Annotated in this window: 19 protein-coding genes; 9 read left to right on the top strand and 10 right to left on the bottom strand. The window is 61.0% G+C overall.

Annotated elements, in window-relative coordinates; all coding sequences use genetic code 11:
• Positions 1 to 25: 25 nt before the first annotated feature.
• Positions 26 to 2,296, top strand: coding sequence for an ATP-dependent Clp protease ATP-binding subunit ClpA (gene clpA, locus ACP7EW_RS01410; RefSeq protein ID WP_033896823.1), 2,271 nt, complete (start codon positions 26 to 28; stop codon positions 2,294 to 2,296).
• Between the two features lie 126 nt (positions 2,297 to 2,422).
• Here the strand turns inward: clpA and infA are convergent, their stop codons facing one another.
• From infA to aat, 3 genes are all read right to left on the bottom strand, one after another.
• Entirely contained in the window at positions 2,423 to 2,641 is a 219-nt protein-coding gene (gene infA, locus ACP7EW_RS01405) for a translation initiation factor IF-1 (protein ID WP_002553999.1), read from the bottom strand.
• A gap of 100 nt (positions 2,642 to 2,741) precedes the next feature.
• Entirely contained in the window at positions 2,742 to 3,449 is a 708-nt protein-coding gene (locus tag ACP7EW_RS01400; protein ID WP_016975530.1) for an arginyltransferase, read from the bottom strand.
• Positions 3,450 to 3,504: 55 nt separating this feature from the next.
• Positions 3,505 to 4,185, bottom strand: coding sequence for a leucyl/phenylalanyl-tRNA--protein transferase (gene aat, locus ACP7EW_RS01395; RefSeq protein ID WP_033896821.1), 681 nt, complete (start codon positions 4,183 to 4,185; stop codon positions 3,505 to 3,507).
• Positions 4,186 to 4,431: 246 nt separating this feature from the next.
• On the opposite strand from aat, the gene ACP7EW_RS01390 reads away from it, so the two are divergent.
• The 7 genes from ACP7EW_RS01390 to cysG are packed head-to-tail and all read left to right on the top strand — an operon-like array spanning position 4,432 to position 12,167.
• Entirely contained in the window at positions 4,432 to 4,707 is a 276-nt protein-coding gene (locus tag ACP7EW_RS01390) for a hypothetical protein (RefSeq protein ID WP_426214789.1), read from the top strand.
• Complete coding sequence (locus ACP7EW_RS01385) at positions 4,682 to 7,090, top strand: DNA translocase FtsK (protein WP_033896820.1); 2,409 nt, start codon at positions 4,682 to 4,684, stop codon at positions 7,088 to 7,090. Before ACP7EW_RS01390 ends, ACP7EW_RS01385 begins: the two co-directional genes overlap by 26 nt.
• A 54-nt stretch (positions 7,091 to 7,144) precedes the next feature.
• Positions 7,145 to 7,768, top strand: a complete 624-nt coding sequence (gene lolA / locus ACP7EW_RS01380; RefSeq protein ID WP_016975527.1) for an outer membrane lipoprotein chaperone LolA — start codon at positions 7,145 to 7,147, stop codon at positions 7,766 to 7,768.
• Positions 7,769 to 7,778: 10 nt separating this feature from the next.
• Complete coding sequence (locus ACP7EW_RS01375) at positions 7,779 to 9,101, top strand: replication-associated recombination protein A (protein WP_016975526.1); 1,323 nt, start codon at positions 7,779 to 7,781, stop codon at positions 9,099 to 9,101.
• Positions 9,101 to 9,475 carry a fluoride efflux transporter CrcB gene (gene crcB, locus ACP7EW_RS01370; protein ID WP_012724934.1) on the top strand — a complete coding sequence of 125 codons (375 nt, stop codon included), beginning with the start codon at positions 9,101 to 9,103 and terminating at the stop codon, positions 9,473 to 9,475. Before ACP7EW_RS01375 ends, crcB begins: the two co-directional genes overlap by 1 nt.
• 16 nt (positions 9,476 to 9,491) lie before the next feature.
• Positions 9,492 to 10,772 carry a serine--tRNA ligase gene (gene serS / locus ACP7EW_RS01365; RefSeq protein ID WP_426214787.1) on the top strand — a complete coding sequence of 427 codons (1,281 nt, stop codon included), beginning with the start codon at positions 9,492 to 9,494 and terminating at the stop codon, positions 10,770 to 10,772.
• A complete protein-coding gene (gene cysG, locus ACP7EW_RS01360; RefSeq protein ID WP_426214785.1) occupies positions 10,773 to 12,167 on the top strand; it encodes a siroheme synthase CysG in 1,395 nt (464 codons plus the stop codon). It begins immediately after the preceding gene.
• A gap of 47 nt (positions 12,168 to 12,214) precedes the next feature.
• On the opposite strand, the gene ACP7EW_RS01355 is transcribed toward cysG, so the two are convergent.
• The 6 genes from ACP7EW_RS01355 to tusD form a co-directional block, all read right to left on the bottom strand.
• The gene (locus tag ACP7EW_RS01355; protein ID WP_426214783.1) at positions 12,215 to 13,210 is read right to left on the bottom strand and encodes a glutathione S-transferase family protein; all 996 of its coding nucleotides are present in this window, start codon (positions 13,208 to 13,210) and stop codon (positions 12,215 to 12,217) included.
• Between the two features lie 88 nt (positions 13,211 to 13,298).
• Positions 13,299 to 14,300 (bottom strand): glycosyl transferase family protein, encoded by a 1,002-nt coding sequence (locus tag ACP7EW_RS01350; RefSeq protein WP_426214781.1) that lies wholly within the window; start codon positions 14,298 to 14,300, stop codon positions 13,299 to 13,301.
• Complete coding sequence (locus ACP7EW_RS01345; RefSeq protein WP_426214779.1) at positions 14,297 to 14,632, bottom strand: TusE/DsrC/DsvC family sulfur relay protein; 336 nt, start codon at positions 14,630 to 14,632, stop codon at positions 14,297 to 14,299. The genes ACP7EW_RS01350 and ACP7EW_RS01345 overlap by 4 nt, the downstream gene beginning before the upstream one ends.
• Complete coding sequence (tusB, locus tag ACP7EW_RS01340; protein ID WP_426214777.1) at positions 14,629 to 14,907, bottom strand: sulfurtransferase complex subunit TusB; 279 nt, start codon at positions 14,905 to 14,907, stop codon at positions 14,629 to 14,631. The genes ACP7EW_RS01345 and tusB overlap by 4 nt, the downstream gene beginning before the upstream one ends.
• Complete coding sequence (gene tusC, locus ACP7EW_RS01335; protein ID WP_033896810.1) at positions 14,907 to 15,257, bottom strand: sulfurtransferase complex subunit TusC; 351 nt, start codon at positions 15,255 to 15,257, stop codon at positions 14,907 to 14,909. Before tusC ends, tusB begins: the two co-directional genes overlap by 1 nt.
• 1 nt (position 15,258) lies before the next feature.
• Entirely contained in the window at positions 15,259 to 15,651 is a 393-nt protein-coding gene (gene tusD, locus ACP7EW_RS01330; protein ID WP_033896872.1) for a sulfurtransferase complex subunit TusD, read from the bottom strand.
• Between the two features lie 157 nt (positions 15,652 to 15,808).
• Between tusD and ACP7EW_RS01325 the strand changes: the two genes are divergently transcribed.
• A complete protein-coding gene (locus ACP7EW_RS01325; protein WP_426214775.1) occupies positions 15,809 to 16,972 on the top strand; it encodes a CaiB/BaiF CoA transferase family protein in 1,164 nt (387 codons plus the stop codon).
• A gap of 3 nt (positions 16,973 to 16,975) precedes the next feature.
• Here ACP7EW_RS01325 and ACP7EW_RS01320 read toward each other — a convergent pair whose 3' ends face one another.
• Positions 16,976 to 17,470, bottom strand: a complete 495-nt coding sequence (locus ACP7EW_RS01320; protein ID WP_010209629.1) for a SprT family zinc-dependent metalloprotease — start codon at positions 17,468 to 17,470, stop codon at positions 16,976 to 16,978.
• Between the last annotated feature and the right edge of the window lie 40 nt (positions 17,471 to 17,510).

Raw genomic sequence — 17,510 nt, 5'->3', positions numbered from 1 at the left:
GACCACTTGGGTATGAGGTGAAGCTATGTTAAACCGCGAGCTCGAAGTCACCCTCAATCTTGCCTTCAAGGAGGCTCGTTCGAAGCGTCATGAATTCATGACCGTCGAACACCTGCTGTTGGCACTTTTGGACAATGAAGCTGCCGCCACCGTTTTGCGTGCGTGCGGCGCCAACCTCGACAAACTCAAGCATGACCTGCAGGAGTTTATCGACTCCACGACGCCACTTATTCCAGTCCACGATGAAGACCGTGAAACCCAGCCAACCCTGGGCTTCCAGCGGGTGCTTCAGCGTGCCGTGTTCCATGTTCAGAGCTCCGGTAAGCGTGAAGTCACGGGCGCCAATGTGCTTGTGGCGATTTTCAGCGAACAGGAAAGCCAGGCAGTGTTCCTGCTCAAACAGCAGAGCGTTGCCCGTATCGATGTCGTCAACTACATCGCCCACGGTATCTCCAAGGTGCCTGGGCACGGCGATCATTCCGAGGGTGAGCAGGATATGCAGGACGACGAGGGCGGTGAGTCTTCTTCTTCGGGCAATCCACTGGATGCCTATGCCAGCAACCTCAACGAACTGGCGCGCCAGGGGCGGATCGATCCGCTGGTGGGGCGTGAGCTTGAAGTTGAGCGCGTGGCGCAGATCCTTGCCCGTCGTCGCAAGAACAACCCGTTGCTGGTGGGTGAGGCGGGCGTGGGTAAAACCGCGATTGCCGAAGGCCTGGCCAAGCGCATCGTGGACAACCAGGTGCCGGACCTGCTGGCCAACAGTGTCGTCTACTCCTTGGACCTGGGCGCGTTGCTCGCCGGGACCAAGTACCGTGGCGATTTCGAGAAGCGCTTCAAGGCGCTGCTTGGTGAGCTGAAAAAACGCCCGCAGGCGATCCTGTTCATCGACGAAATCCACACCATCATTGGCGCCGGTGCGGCGTCCGGTGGCGTGATGGACGCCTCGAACCTGCTCAAGCCGCTGCTGTCGTCGGGTGATATCCGTTGCATCGGCTCTACCACCTTCCAGGAGTTTCGCGGCATCTTCGAAAAAGACCGTGCCCTGGCGCGTCGTTTCCAGAAGGTCGACGTGTCCGAGCCTTCGGTTGAAGATACTATCGGCATCCTGCGAGGGCTCAAGGGGCGTTTCGAAGCGCACCATGGCATCGAGTACACCGATGAAGCCCTGCGTTCGGCGGCTGAGCTGGCGTCGCGCTACATCAATGACCGGCACATGCCGGACAAGGCCATCGACGTGATCGACGAGGCGGGTGCCTACCAGCGCCTGCAGCCGGTCGAGAAGCGTGTGAAGCGCATCGACGTGCCTCAGGTCGAGGACATCGTGGCGAAGATCGCGCGGATTCCGCCTAAGCACGTCAACAGTTCCGATAAGGAGCTGCTGCGTAACCTGGAGCGTGACCTCAAGCTGACCGTGTTCGGCCAGGATGCGGCCATCGATGCGCTGTCCACCGCGATCAAGTTGTCGCGTGCGGGCCTCAAGTCGCCGGACAAACCGGTTGGTTCGTTCCTGTTCGCCGGCCCGACCGGCGTCGGTAAGACCGAAGCGGCGCGGCAGTTGGCCAAGGCCATGGGCATTGAGCTGGTGCGTTTCGACATGTCCGAGTACATGGAGCGTCACACCGTGTCGCGCCTGATCGGTGCGCCTCCGGGCTATGTCGGTTTCGACCAGGGCGGTCTGTTGACCGAGGCGATCACCAAGCAACCGCATTGCGTGTTGCTGCTCGATGAAATCGAGAAGGCTCACCCGGAAGTCTTCAACCTGCTGTTGCAGGTGATGGATCACGGGACCCTCACCGATAACAACGGGCGCAAGGCGGACTTCCGCAATGTGATCGTGATCATGACCACCAACGCCGGTGCCGAAACGGCTGCGCGGGCTTCGATCGGCTTCAGCCATCAGGATCACTCTTCCGATGCAATGGAAGTGATCAAGAAGAGCTTCACGCCGGAGTTCCGCAACCGTCTGGACACCATTATCCAGTTTGGTCGCCTCAGTCATGAGGTCATCAAAAGCGTGGTGGACAAGTTCCTCACCGAGCTTCAGGCGCAGTTGGAAGACAAGCGCGTGCAGCTGGATGTCACGGAAGCGGCGCGCAGTTGGATCGCCGAGGGTGGCTACGATGCGGCAATGGGCGCACGCCCAATGGCGCGTCTGATCCAGGACAAGATCAAGCGGCCATTGGCCGAAGAGATCCTGTTCGGCGAACTTTCCGACCATGGCGGCGTGGTGCACATCGACCTGAAGGATGGCGAGCTGACCTTCGAGTTCGAAACCACGGCTGAAATGGCCTGATCGATAGCTGCAATAAAGCAAAGGCGCCGAAAGGCGCCTTTTTGCTGTCTGTGTGGGCTGTGGTGATTGTTAAATAGCGCGCACACAAAAACGCCCGGCATAACCGGGCGTCTTGTATTGACTTGCTTAGCGAGCGCGGTAAGTGATGCGCCCTTTGCTCAAGTCATAGGGCGTCAGCTCGACGCGCACTTTGTCACCGGTAAGAATACGAATGTAGTTCTTGCGCATCTTGCCGGAGATATGCGCGGTTACGACGTGCCCATTTTCCAACTCCACACGAAACATGGTGTTGGGCAGGGTGTCGACGACAGTGCCTTCCATTTCGAAGCTGTCTTCTTTCGACATGCAGTAAAGCCCTCGGTATCCAGTGAATGGCCCGGTGCAACTGCGCCAGGCAAAAGCGGCGTGCATTGTGCCCGAAAAAGGGTGTTTAAGCCAAGGGGTTCTAGTTAAGCACGACCCATCTTTGATTAATCAGCAGTTCTATGGGCCGATATTGGGTCTTGTAGTTCATCTTTTTGCAGTTCTTGATCCAGTAGCCGAGGTACACCGCCTCCAGTTCCAGGCGCAGTGCTTCGCCGATTTGCCACAGGATTGCAAAGCGTCCCAGGCTGCGACGCTCCTCGGCAGGCTCGTAGAAGGTGTAGACCGCCGACAGGCCGTTAGGCAGCAAATCGGTCACGGCCACTGCCACTAACCGGCCGTCGGCGCGAAATTCATAGAAGCGTGAAAAGGGCAGGTCGCGTACCAGGAACGTGGAGAATTGGTCGCGACTGGGCGGAAACATATCGCCGTCGGCGTGGCGCTCTTCGATGTAGCGCTGGTACAGATCGAAGTACTCCTCGGTGAAGCGTGGCTTGGCCGGCATCACCGTCAGGTCGGCATTGCGCTTGAGGATGCGTTTCTGGTTACGGTCCGGCAGAAACTGCGCCACGGGAATACGTGCCGGGACGCAGGCATTACAGTTCTGGCAATGAGGCCGGTACAGATGATCGCCGCTGCGCCGAAAGCCCATCTCCGACAGGTCGGCATACACATGCACGTCCATAGGCTGGCTGGGGTCGAGGAACAGTGTGGTGGCCTGCTCGTCGGGCAGATAGCTGCAAGAGTGGGGTTGAGTGGCATAAAACTTCAAACGCGCCAACTCGGTCATGATCAACCCTCGGATAAGCTTTGAAATAAGTGTAAGCCAGGAGCGCGGAAGTCGCCTAGGAAACCCACGGTCCAGCGCTGGGCTGATCCAGATGGTCGCGCAGGAAACCTGCGAAGTCGCTGCGGGATATGGCACGGGCGCCCAGGCTGTGGAGGTGATCGTTGGGCATCTGGCAGTCGATCAATACAAAACCCCATTCCTGTAGCTGGCGGGTCAGCGTGGCAAAGCCGAACTTCGAGGCGTTGTCGGCGCGGCTGAACATGGACTCGCCAAAAAAAAGCTGGCCCATCGCCAAGCCATACAAGCCACCCACCAGTTTGCCGTCGTCCCACACCTCCACCGAATGCGCGTAGCCGCGCTGGTGCAGCTCCAGGTAAGCGCTCTGGATGCTTTCGGTGATCCAGGTGCCGTCGGCATAGGCGCGCGGTGCGGCGCAGGCCTGGATGACGGCGGCAAAATCCTGATCGAAGGTCACGGTGTAGCGCTGCTGGCGCAACAGCTTGCCCAGGCTGCGGGAGACATGCAGCTCGTCGGGGAATATGACGGTGCGCGGGTCGGGCGACCACCAGAGGATCGGTTGACCCTCCGAAAACCACGGAAAGCAGCCATGGCGATAGGCGTGTACCAGGCGTTCGGCCGAAAGATCGCCGCCAGCCGCCAGCAGCCCATTGGGTTCGCGCATGGCTTTGGCCAGGGGAGGGAATGTCAGTGAGTCGCGTTGTAACCAGGTCAGCATGGCATCCAGGCTTACGGAAGGGGAGGGGAGTGGCAGGTATGACACCTGTCTGCGCAGTGCTGATTATTGTCGACACGGCGCCATCGGGCCAGCCCGAATCGGCTATTGAGGTGGATTAGCGTGAGCGGGTGTTTCTGCAACTCTGTGCCGGCGACGTGGTCGTAATCGGGTCTGTGCCATGCAGGCCATTTGCCAAGCTTGCCTGGATTGATAAAAACAGCGCATAAGCCTTTGTCAGCAAAGACAATGCATGCTCAAATTGAACATGTTGTGACACAAAATTGGCTATGCTGCCGAGTAAAAGGCGAGGGCGTGGCATCGCTGGCACAAACCCGTACAATGCGGGCATTGTGGCGCTTTCGTCATTTCATCCAGCAAGCGCCCAATGTTAAAAGTAGATTCAACGACGCTCGTTCATTTTTCAGCTGCTCGGATTGGGCAGTATTTGCAGTCATTCAACAGATGGACGCGCTAAAGGCGCAGGAAAAGACCCGTTTTGAAGAAATCCGCCGCAACACCTAAAGCAGCAGTCGTGCCGGCCTGGCGCCAGCACCTGCATTATCGCCTCAAGGAAGGTGCGCTGATCGCGATCGGCGCGCTGTGCCTGTTCCTGATGATGGCCTTGCTCACGTACGGCAAGGACGACCCGGGCTGGAGCCACAACAGCAAGATCGAAGACGTGCAGAACTTCGGTGGGCCTGCCGGTTCCTACAGCGCCGATATCCTGTTCATGGTGCTGGGTTACTTCGCCTATATCTTCCCGTTGCTGCTGGCGATCAAGACCTGGCAGATCTTTCGCCAGCGTCATGAACCGTGGCAGTGGAGCGGTTGGTTGTTCTCCTGGCGCCTGATCGGCCTGGTGTTCCTCGTTCTGTCCGGCGCAGCCCTGGCCCATATCCATTTCCATGCCCCTACCGGCTTGCCGGCGGGCGCGGGCGGGGCGTTGGGCGAAAGCCTGGGTGATCTGGCACGCAGGACCCTGAATATCCAGGGCAGCACCCTGATGTTCATCGCCTTGTTCCTGTTCGGTCTCACCGTGTTCACCGACCTGTCGTGGTTCAAGGTGATGGACGTGACCGGCAAGATCACCCTCGACCTGCTGGAGCTGTTCCAGGGCGCCGCCAACCGCTGGTGGGCGGCCCGTGTCGATCGCAAGCGCATGGTTGCCCAACTGCGTGAGGTGGACACCCGCGTCAACGAAGTGGTGGCCCCGACCACGCCGGACCGGCGCGAACAGGCCAAGGTCAAGGAGCGCCTCATTGAGCGCGAGCAGGCCCTGAGCAAACACATGTCGGACCGCGAGAAGCAGGTGCCGCCGGTGATCGCCCCTGCACCGCCCAAGGCTCCTGAGCCCAGCCATCGCGTACAGAAAGAGAAACAGGCGCCGCTGTTCGTCGACAGTGCCGTCGAAGGCACCTTGCCGCCGATCTCGATCCTCGACCCGGCCGAAAAGAAACAACTCAACTATTCCCCGGAATCCCTGGCGGCCGTCGGCCACCTGCTGGAAATCAAGCTCAAGGAGTTCGGCGTCGAAGTGTCGGTGGACTCGATCCATCCCGGCCCGGTGATTACCCGTTACGAAATCCAGCCGGCCGCCGGCGTCAAGGTCAGCCGCATTTCCAACCTGGCGAAGGACTTGGCCCGCTCCCTGGCCGTGACCAGCGTGCGCGTGGTGGAAGTCATCCCCGGCAAGACCACCGTGGGTATCGAGATCCCCAACGAAGACCGCCAGATCGTGCGCTTCTCCGAGGTGCTGTCGACCCCGGAATACGACAACTTCAAGTCGCCGGTCACCTTGGCCCTGGGCCACGACATCGGCGGCAAGCCGGTGATCACCGACCTGGCGAAGATGCCTCACCTGCTGGTGGCCGGTACCACCGGTTCCGGTAAGTCGGTGGGTGTGAACGCAATGATCCTGTCGATCCTGTTCAAGTCCGGCCCGGAAGACGCCAAGCTGATCATGATCGACCCGAAGATGTTGGAACTGTCGATCTACGAAGGCATTCCGCATTTGCTGTGCCCGGTGGTCACCGACATGAAGGACGCCGCCAACGCCCTGCGCTGGAGCGTGGCCGAGATGGAACGCCGCTACAAACTGATGGCGAAGATGGGCGTGCGTAACCTGTCGGGTTTCAACGCCAAGATCAAGGAAGCCCAAGAGCGTGGCGAGACCATTGATGACCCGCTGTACAAACGCGAAAGCATCCATGACGAAGCACCGAAGCTGACCAAGCTGCCGACCATCGTGGTGGTGGTCGACGAATTCGCCGACATGATGATGATCGTCGGCAAGAAGGTCGAAGAACTGATCGCACGTATTGCCCAGAAAGCCCGTGCCGCCGGTATCCACTTGATCCTCGCCACCCAGCGTCCATCGGTGGACGTGATCACGGGCTTGATCAAGGCCAACATTCCGACGCGCATGGCGTTCCAGGTGTCGAGCAAGATCGACTCGCGGACCATCATCGACCAGGGCGGCGCCGAACAACTGCTCGGCCACGGTGACATGCTCTACATGCCGCCGGGCACCAGCCTGCCAATCCGGGTCCACGGCGCCTTCGTTTCCGATGACGAAGTGCACCGTGTCGTTGAAGCCTGGAAACTGCGTGGCGCACCCGAGTACAACGACGACATCCTTAACGGCGTCGAAGAAGCCGGCAGCGGCTTTGAAAACGGCGGCGGCGGGGGTGACGACGATGCTGAAACCGACGCGCTGTACGACGAGGCCGTGGCCTTTGTGCTGGAAAGCCGTCGTGCGTCGATTTCCGCGGTGCAGCGTAAACTGAAAATCGGCTATAACCGCGCCGCCCGCATGATCGAAGCCATGGAAATGGCCGGCGTCGTGACCGCAATGAACACCAACGGCTCGCGTGAAGTCATCGCCCCTGGGCAGATGCGCGACTGATCCCGTGCCGCGTGGCAACACGCGGCACGCCCTGAACACTCAATGAGGACTCCCATGCGCCTTATCCGCATGCTGTTGTTGCCGGCTCTGGCCTTGACCGCTGTTTCGGCCCACGCTGATCCGGCCTCCGTCGCCAGCCTGAAGAACCTGTTGGACAAATCCCAGACCCTGACCGCGCGCTTCTCCCAGCTGACCCTGGATGCTGGCGGCACCCAGTTGCAGGAAACCGCAGGTGAAATGGCCGTGCAGCGTCCTGGCCTGTTCTACTGGCACACTGAAGGCAAGGCCGAGCAGACCATCGTGTCTGACGGCCAGAAGGTCACCCTGTGGGACCCGGACCTGGAGCAGGCGACCATCAAGAAGCTCGACCCGCGCCTGAACCAGACCCCGGCGCTGCTGCTGTCGGGTGATGTGTCGAAAATCAACGACAGCTTCGACATCACCTCCAAGCAAACCAGCAACGTGATCGAGTTCACCCTCAAGCCGAAATCCAAGGACACGCTGTTCGACACGCTGTCCCTGTCGTTCGGCAATGGCGTGATCAACAACATGCGCCTGGTCGACAGCGTCGGCCAACGCACCGACATCCTGTTCTCCGGGGTCAAGGCCAACCAGCCGGTGCCTGCCTCCAAGTTCAAGTTCGACATCCCCAAGGGTGCCGATGTGATCCAGGAATAAATCGCTGCCCATGGACCTGTTTCGAAGTGACCCGATTGCCCAGCCACTGGCCGCGCGCTTGCGTTCGACCAACCTGGACGAGTACGTCGGTCAGGAGCACCTGCTCGCTCGCGGCAAGCCTTTGCGCGAAGCCCTGGAGCAGGGTGCGCTGCACTCGATGATTTTCTGGGGGCCGCCGGGGGTGGGCAAGACTACCCTGGCGCGGCTGCTGGCGAAGGTCTCGGATGCGCACTTCGAAACGGTCTCGGCGGTACTGGCGGGGGTCAAGGAGATCCGCCAGGCGGTGGAAGTCGCCAAGCAGCAGGCCGGCCAATACGGCAAGCGCACCATCCTGTTTGTCGATGAAGTGCACCGCTTCAACAAGTCGCAGCAGGATGCGTTCCTGCCTTATGTGGAAGACGGCACGCTGATTTTTATCGGCGCCACCACGGAAAACCCTTCGTTTGAATTGAACAACGCCTTGCTGTCGCGTGCGCGGGTCTATGTGCTCAAAAGCCTGGACGAGGCGGCGATGCAGAAGTTGCTGCACCGTGCTCTGAGTGAAGACAAAGGGCTGGGCAAACGGCAACTGAGTGTGAGCGAAGAGGGCTTCAAGATTCTGCTCACCGCCGCCGATGGTGACGGCCGCCGCTTTCTCAACCTGGTGGAGAACGCCTCCGACCTGGCCGAAGACGGCAGCGAGATCGGCGTCGACCTCCTGCAAAGCCTGCTCGGCGACACGCGTCGGCGCTTCGACAAGGGTGGCGAAGCTTTCTACGACCAGATTTCGGCGCTGCATAAATCCGTGCGCGGCTCCAACCCGGACGGCGCGCTGTACTGGTTCGCGCGCATGATCGACGGCGGCTGCGACCCGCTGTACCTCGCACGCCGCGTGGTGCGCATGGCCAGCGAAGACATCGGCAACGCCGACCCGCGCGCCTTGAGCCTGTGCCTCGCCGCCTGGGATGTGCAGGAGCGCCTCGGCAGCCCGGAAGGCGAGTTGGCGGTGGCCCAGGCCATCACCTACCTGGCCTGTGCGCCGAAAAGCAACGCGGTGTACATGGGCTTCAAGTCCGCCCTGCGCGCCGCCGCCGAGTACGGCTCCCTCGAAGTGCCGATGCACCTGCGCAACGCGCCGACCAAGCTGATGAAACAGTTGGGCTACGGTGATGAATACCGCTACGCCCACGATGAACCGGACGCCTATGCGGCCGGTGAAGACTACTTCCCCGATGACCTTGAGCCACTCCCGCTCTATCAGCCGGTGCCCCGTGGCCTGGAGCTGAAGATCGGCGAAAAGCTCAATCACCTCGCCCAACTCGATCGACTCAGCCCCAGACAGCGGAGAAAGTAGTGTTCAAGACGATTCTTGCCGTGTCCGCAGCCGGCATCGCTGGTACATTATTGCGTTTCGCCGCTGGCACATGGGTCAGCGCCAATTGGCCGAAGCATTTTTATGCGGCGACCCTGGCGGTCAACCTGGTCGGCTGCCTGATCATCGGGCTGTTGTACGGCTGGTTCCTGTTGCGCCCGGAAGTACCGATTGAAATTCGCGCCGGCTTGATCGTCGGCTTTGTAGGCGGTCTGACGACCTTTTCATCCTTTTCACTGGACACGCTGCGCCTGCTGGAAAGCGGGCAGGCTCTGATAGCCTTCGGGTACTTGGGCATCAGCGTGTTCGGCGGGCTGCTCGCCACCTGGGCTGGCCTGTCCTTGACCAAACTTTGATAAACGAGAGACCGACATGCTCGATTCCAAACTGTTACGTAGCAACCTTCAGGACGTAGCGGACCGCCTGGCATCCCGTGGCTTTGCCTTGGATGTTGCGGGCATCGAAGCGCTGGAAGAACAGCGCAAGACCGTCCAGACCCGCACCGAAGCACTGCAGGCTGAGCGTAATGCGCGTTCCAAATCCATCGGTCAGGCCAAGCAGCGCGGCGAAGACATCGCGCCGTTGATGGCGGATGTCGATGGTATGGCGCTCCAGCTGTACGCTGACAAACAAGAGCTCGATGCAATTCAGTCTGCATTGAACTCGATCCTGCTGGGCATCCCCAACATCCCGCACGAATCCGTGCCGATTGGCGCAGACGAAGACGGTAACGTTGAAGTGCGCCGCTGGGGCACCCCAACCGCCTTTGATTTCGAGATCAAGGACCACGTTGCCCTGGGCGAATTGACCGGCGGCCTGGATTTCGAAACCGCCGCCAAGATGTCCGGCGCGCGCTTTGCCTTGCTGCGCGGCCCGATCGCGCGCATGCACCGTGCCCTGGCGCAGTTCATGATCAACCTGCACACCGGCGAACACGGTTACGAAGAAGCCTACACCCCATACCTGGTGCAGGCGCCGGCGCTGATGGGCACCAGCCAGCTGCCGAAATTCGAAGAAGACCTGTTCAAGATCAGCCGCGACGGCGAAGCCGACCTGTACCTGATCCCGACCGCCGAAGTGTCGCTGACCAACATCGTGGCCGGCGAGATCCTCGACGCCAAGCAACTGCCGATCAAGTTCGTGGCCCACAGCCCGTGCTTCCGCAGCGAAGCCGGTGCCTCGGGTCGTGACACCCGCGGCATGATCCGCCAGCACCAGTTCGACAAGGTCGAGATGGTGCAGGTGGTCGAGCCGTCGACTTCCATGGAAGCCCTGGAAGGCCTGACCGCCAACGCCGAACGCGTCCTGCAATTGCTGGAGCTGCCGTACCGCGTGCTGGCGCTGTGCACCGGCGACATGGGCTTCAGCGCCGTGAAGACCTACGACCTTGAAGTGTGGGTACCGAGCCAGGACAAATACCGCGAGATTTCGTCGTGCTCCAACTGCGGTGATTTCCAGGCCCGTCGCATGCAAGCGCGTTTCCGTAACCCGGAAACCGGCAAGCCCGAGCTGGTGCACACCCTCAACGGTTCCGGCTTGGCCGTAGGCCGTACCCTGGTGGCGGTGCTGGAAAACTACCAGCAGGCTGACGGCTCGATCCGTGTACCTGAAGTGCTCAAGCCTTACATGGCGGGCGTCGAGGTCATCCGCTAAATGGAATTTCTGCCGCTGTTTCATAACCTGCGCGGCAGTCGTGTGTTGGTCGTCGGTGGCGGGGAGATTGCCTTGCGCAAATCCCGGCTGCTGGCCGATGCCGGTGCGTTGCTGCGGGTGGTTGCTCCCCAGATCGAAGACCAGTTGCGTGAACTGGTACTGGGCAGTGGCGGGGAACTGATTTTGCGCGGTTATCAGGAGGCGGACCTCGACGGCTGCACCCTGATCATCGCGGCCACGGACGATGAGCCGTTGAACGCGCAAGTGTCCAGCGATGCCAAGCGTCGGTGTGTACCGGTCAACGTGGTAGATGCACCGGCCTTGTGCAGCGTGATCTTCCCGGCGATTGTTGACCGTTCACCCTTGGTGATCGCGGTGTCCAGCGGCGGCGATGCACCGGTGCTGGCGCGGCTGATCCGTGCCAAGCTGGAAACCTGGATTCCGTCCACCTATGGCCAACTGGCCGGTTTGGCGGCGCGTTTTCGTGCCCAGGTCAAAAGCTTGTACCCGGATGTGCAGCAGCGCCGCGCATTTTGGGAAGACGTGTTCCAGGGCCCGATTGCCGACCGTCAATTGGCCGGGCAGGGGGCTGAAGCCGAGCGCCTGTTGATCGAAAAGGTCAACGGCGCGCCGCCGAATGCACCGGGCGAAGTCTACTTGGTGGGCGCAGGGCCGGGTGATCCGGACCTGCTGACCTTCCGCGCCCTGCGCCTGATGCAGCAAGCCGATGTGGTGCTGTATGACCGCCTCGTAGCCCCCGCGATTCTCGAACTGTGTCGCCGTGACGCCGAACGTGTGTACGTCGGCAAACGCCGCGCCGACCACGCCGTGCCGCAAGACCAGATCAACCAGCAATTGGTGGACCTGGCCAAGCAAGGCAAGCGCGTGCTGCGCCTCAAGGGTGGCGATCCGTTCATCTTTGGCCGTGGGGGCGAAGAGATCGAGGAACTGGCGGCCCACGGCATTCCGTTCCAGGTGGTGCCGGGGATCACGGCGGCCAGCGGTTGCGCGGCGTATGCCGGGATTCCGCTGACTCACCGCGACTACGCACAGTCGGTGCGCTTCATTACCGGGCATTTAAAGGACGGCACTTCGGACCTGCCCTGGCATGATCTGGTCGGGCCGTCGCAGACCCTGGTGTTCTACATGGGGTTGATTGGCTTGCCGATCATCTGCGAGCAGCTGATCAAGCACGGGCGTGCATCGGATACCCCTGCGGCATTGATCCAGCAGGGCACCACGTCCAACCAGCGCGTGTTCACCGGTACGCTGGCGGATTTACCGCGCATGGTGGCGGAGCATGAAGTGCATGCGCCGACACTGGTGATTGTGGGTGAGGTGGTGGTGTTGCGCGAGAAGCTCAAGTGGTTTGAAGGCGCGCAATCTCAAGTCTGACACTGTACCTGTGGCGAGGGAGCAAGCTCCCTCGCCACAAGGTGTTTTCAGCTCAAGATGCCGTTACCGACCAGGCGCTGACGATCATGGGCAGCGTCAAAATGCTGCAACGGCCCCTTCGGCACAATCCCGGTCGGGTTGATCGTGCGGTGACTGGCATAGTAATGCCCCTTGATATGCGCAAAATCCACCGTCTCGGCCACGCCCGGCCACTGGTACATTTCCCTCAGCCAGTTCGACAGGTTCGGATAATCCGCAATCCTGTGCAGGTTGCATTTGAAGTGGCTGTAATACACCGCATCAAAGCGAATCAGCGTGGTGAACAGCCGTACATCCGCCTCGGTCAGGTATTCACCGGCCAGGTAGCGATGATCGCCCAGATGCTGCTCCAAGTTATCCAGCTCCGCAAACACATCCTCAAACGCACGTTCATACGCCTGCTGCGACGTCGCGAAGCCCGCGCGGTACACGCCGTTGTTCACGGCCGGGTAAATACGCTCATTCAGTGCGTCAATGGTCGGGCGCAGCGGCTCGGGGTAGAAGTCCAGGGTGTTGCCGGTCAGCTCATTAAACGCCCTGTTGAACATGCGGATGATCTCCGCCGACTCATTGCTGACGATGCGCTTGAGCTTTTTGTCCCACAGCACTGGCACGGTGACGCGCCCGGTGTAGTCGGCCGTGTCAGCCGTGTAGCGCTGGTGCATGAAGTCGAAATCATCCAGCTTGTCGCCGGTGGAGCCGTGAGCCTTGTCGAAGGTCCAGCCGTTTTCCAGCATCAACCAACTGACCACGGACACGTCGATGAGGCTTTCCAGGCCCTTGAGCTTACGCAGGATCAGGGTGCGATGGGCCCAGGGGCAGGCAAGGGAGACGTAGAGGTGATAACGGCCGGCTTCAGCCTTGAAGCCGCCTTCGCCACTTGGGCCCGGCGCGCCATCGGCGGTCACCCAGTTGCGGCGTTGCGCCTGCTCCCGTTGGAATGCGCCGTCTGCGCTACTTTCGTACCACTGGTCTTTCCAGTGTCCTTCGATCAGCAAACCCATGACTGGCTCCTTGGCTAATAAGCGTTGGAGGCCAGTCTAAAGGGCTGAGTTCGATTTAAAAGCGCAAAGACCGGGCGTTAATGATCGATTAAATCGATTTGTCCCGCGCGTCCCAGTATTGCTGGGCCAGGACGAACGCCTGTTCCCGTGAATGGCCCAGGCCGCGCAAGGCCAGGGCCATGGTCGCGATCAAGGCCAGTTGCGGGTAACTGTCTTCGACATCACCGCGCCAGAACGCCTTCAGGTGTTCCGGTTCGAGTGTGGCGGGTTTGACGTGGCGCTGGGCGGAGAGGGCGGGCCACTCTTCGTCCCAGCTTTCGCCGCCCGTGGTGCCGTAAAGGTGGCTGGCCGAGTCGGGGTTGATCTCGATCTCGCCGCCGTCGCCCTTCACCACGATCACGTTGTCGCCGAGCAGGCCGCTGGCATCGCGGTGCACGCCCTGATAACCCGGATGGAAAATGCTTTGCAGGCCCAGGCGCGCATTCAAGGGGTTGAGCAAACGCGCCAGGGAGTGGATCGGCGAGCGCAGGCCCAGGGTGTTGCGCAGGTCGATCATGCGTTGCAATTGCGGCGCCCAGTCGCCCAGCGGAATAAACGCCAGGTTGCCTTGCGCATAGGCGGCCTCGACCTGCTGCCAGTTGCGGCACAGCGGGATCTGCAAACCTTCCAGCAGTTGTTCGGTGTACAGCCGGCCCGCCGTGTGCGCGCCGCCGCCGTGCATAAGGATGCGCACACCATTCTGCGCCAGGCACTTGGCCGCCAGCAGGTACCACGGCAGGTGGCGTTTCTTGCCGGCGTAGGTTGGCCAGTCGACATCCACGTTCAGCGCCGGGGCATCCAGGCGTTCGCGCACGGCTTCGGTGAAGCCGGCGAGTTCTTCCGGGCTTTCTTCCTTGTGGCGCAACAACATCAGGAAGGCGCCGAGCTGGGTATCTTCGACTTTTTCATCGAGCAGCATGCCCATGGCTTCGCGGGCTTCCTCGCGGGTGAGGTTGCGCGCACCGCGCTTGCCTTTGCCCAGGATGCGCACGAACTGGGCAAACGGGTGCTCGGCAGGGGGTTCAAGGGTCAGCGGGGCAAAGTCGGTCATAAGCAATTCGTCGGCCTGGGCAGGCCCGCCAGCTTGGCGGCGAGTTTGGCGGGAGTGCCGTTGAACAGTTTGTTGAGGTACAGGCTGTTGCCCTTTTCCGGGCCGAGCTTCAAGGCTGTGTACTTGATCAGCGGACGTGTGGCCGGGGACAGTTGGAATTCGGCATAGAACTGGCGCAGCAGTTCGAGGATTTCCCAGTGGGCCGGCGTCAGCTCCATGGCTTCGGCGGCGGCCAGGGCATGGGCGACGTCAGCGGACCAGTCGTCCAAGTCGGCTAAATAACCGTCCTTGTCCAGTTCCAGGGTACGTGCGCCTACGGTCAGGGTGTTCATAGCCAGGTGTTGACCTTGTCGTAGTCAATCGACAGCTGCACGAAACCTGGGTAGTCCACGCTGTCGGCCCAGTCCGGGAGCGGCAGGTTGCGCGCCTGCATGTCTTCGGCCAGCACGAACACCTTCACGCCCTGGGTGTGCAGGGCAGGGACGTGCAGCCCATAGGCGCCGTCGCCGCACAGCAGGATCGAGTCCTCGGCGCCGCAGATACGCAGGCAGCTGTGGAGGCGACTGTCGGAAAACGGGGAATGAGACACCACGTGTAAAGTCGACATCAGAGGGTAATCACCTGGTCGTAACGGTCAATCAATTGGGAAATAGCGTCGTTGCTCAACGGTTGCGCCTCAGTGGGCGGCGTCAAGCCACGCACGGCCATGCTGTGGCGGCAGACAAAGACATCATCGATGCCGAACAGCTCCAGTGCCTGCAGGTTGGCACTGAGGTCCTTTTGTTGCACGGCCTTGGCGTTCTGGTGCGCAGCGAGCTGGAACACGCCGTCATCCATGAATAGCAAGCCGATGGGCAGATCGAATGCGCCACCGGCCAGCACGATATCCAGCGCTTCCCGTGCGCTCGGCCCGGACCACGGTGCCTGACGGCTGATCACCAATAAGGATTTAGACATCTCACGGCCCTCCAAAACAGATCAGGCGGTCGGCATCCTGGATCGCATCATGTAACTGCCCCAGGCCAGACAGCGCCCAGGGCGCATCCAGATTCACCGCTGTGCGCTGGTACCGCGTGGCTTCCTCCTGGTTGAGAACGCCACGGCGTAACGCAGCGGCAATGCACACCACGCCATCAAGCTGGTGCTGGCTGACAAACTCACGCCATTGGCGGGCGATGTCTTGCTCATCCTGGGGCGCAACGATGTTGTTGGATGCGCTGTGCACGCCATCCTGATAGAAAAACAGCCGCACAATCTCATGCCCACCGGCCAGCGCCGCCTGGGCGAACAGCAGGGCGCGGCGCGAGGAGGGCGCGTGGGCGGCGGAAAACAAGGCAATCGCAAACTTCATGGAACACTCGGCAAACAAACGTGGGCCAATGATAAAGCCGCCGCCACGAAAAAGCCCGCCGTGATCAAAACGGTCATCTTTGCTGACTGTTTCGGCGATTGCCGTGAGGGGCAAGGCTGCCTAGTCTGTGGGCAGTCGAAATGGAAATGGAGTGCCCATGTCAGGTCCCTTGGCGTCCCTCAAAGTGCTGGATTTTTCCACCCTGCTGCCCGGCCCGTTTGCCTCCCTGATGCTGGCGGACATGGGCGCCGAGGTGCTGCGTATCGAGTCGCCCACGCGCCTGGACCTGTTGCGGGTGCTGCCGCCCCATGATCAGGGCACGTCGGCGAGCCATGCCTACCTCAATCGCAATAAACGCAGCCTGGCGCTGGACCTCAAGCAGGCCGAGGCGCTGGAGATCGTGCGGACGCTGGTGAAGGACTACGACATCCTGCTCGAACAATTCCGACCGGGTGTGATGGAGCGTCTGGGTTTGGGTTATGAGGCATTGAAGTCGATCAATCCCCGGCTGATTTATGTGTCGATCACCGGTTATGGCCAGACAGGGCCCTATAAGGACCGCGCCGGGCACGATATCAACTACTTGGCGTTGGCCGGCGTGGCCAGTTACACCGGGCGCCAGGACAGCGGGCCGCTGCCGTTGGGCGTGCAAGTGGCGGACGTGGGCGGTGGTTCGTTGCATGCGGTGGTGGGGTTGCTCGCGGCGGTCATCGCCCGGCAGCAGAGCGGGGTGGGTCAATACCTGGATGTGAGCATGACCGACTGTTCGTTCAGCCTGAATGCCATGGCCGGCGCGGGTTACTTGGCGTGTGGGGTGGAGCCGGAGCGGGAGGGCCATGTACTCAATGGCGGTAGCTTTTACGATTACTACCGCTCGCGGGATGGGCGTTGGATGTCGGTGGGCAGCCTGGAGCCTGGGTTTATGCAGCAGCTCTGCGAGGCGCTGGGGCGGCCGGAGTTGGCGGCACTGGGTTTGTCACCCAAGCTCAAGGCGGCGCTGCAGGTCGAATTTGAGAAGCGCAGCTTTGATGAGCTGTGCGCGTTGTTCGCCGGGGTGGATGCGTGCGTGGAGCCGGTGTTGAGCCTGAGTGAGGCGGTGGAGCATCCACAGCTCAAGGCGCGGCAACTGGTCAGCAAGGTTCCGCGGGGCGATGGCTCGACTCAGGCGCAACTGGCCTGTCCGCTGAAGTTTTCGCAAGGGTTGCCAGCACCGAGGCATATTGGCGCCGCGATGGGGGCGCACAGTGACGAAGTGTTGGCGGAACTGGGCCTGAGCCCGCAGCGAATCAGCGAGCTGCGCGCCGCTCGCGTAATTGCCTGATGTCTACTCGACGCGAGTTTCGCCGGTAAACACCAAGGTCTGCCGGCACCGCCGACACAAATACCGCCGCCCCTGAGCCACCATGCCATGGCGTTGTGACGAGAACGGAAAGTCACTGTCCGCACACGGGCATCGGTAGATGTAACGGGTCACCTGGCGACGCTTCACCTCATAGGTGTGGCAACGGTCCGGCGGCAGTTCGTAAACCCCGCGCATGATCAATTGCCATTCCTCACCATGGGGCTGGATGCGTTCGCCAAACAATTGGTGGGCAATCAGATGCGCCACTTCATGGGCCACGGTCTGTTTCAGGAAGTGTTGGCTGTTTTCACGGTACAGCTGTGGGTTGAATCGCAGCAGGTTCTCGTGCAAATGCGCGACACCGGCTTTCTGGCCCCGCAGCTTGAGGCTGACCTGGGGGCGTTTGAAGCTTCGTTTAAAAAAGGATTCGGCTTGTAGGAAACAATCTTCGACGCGGGTATTGAGTTGCTCGGGCATGCTGTACATATCTCCAGAGACGCCCAGTATGCCGCAAAGC

Source organism: Pseudomonas sp. DWRC2-2 (assembly GCF_049897885.1).
Taxonomy (GTDB): Bacteria; Pseudomonadota; Gammaproteobacteria; order Pseudomonadales; family Pseudomonadaceae; genus Aquipseudomonas; species Aquipseudomonas azotoformans_A.
This window is presented reverse-complemented; position numbering and strand designations above follow the sequence as displayed.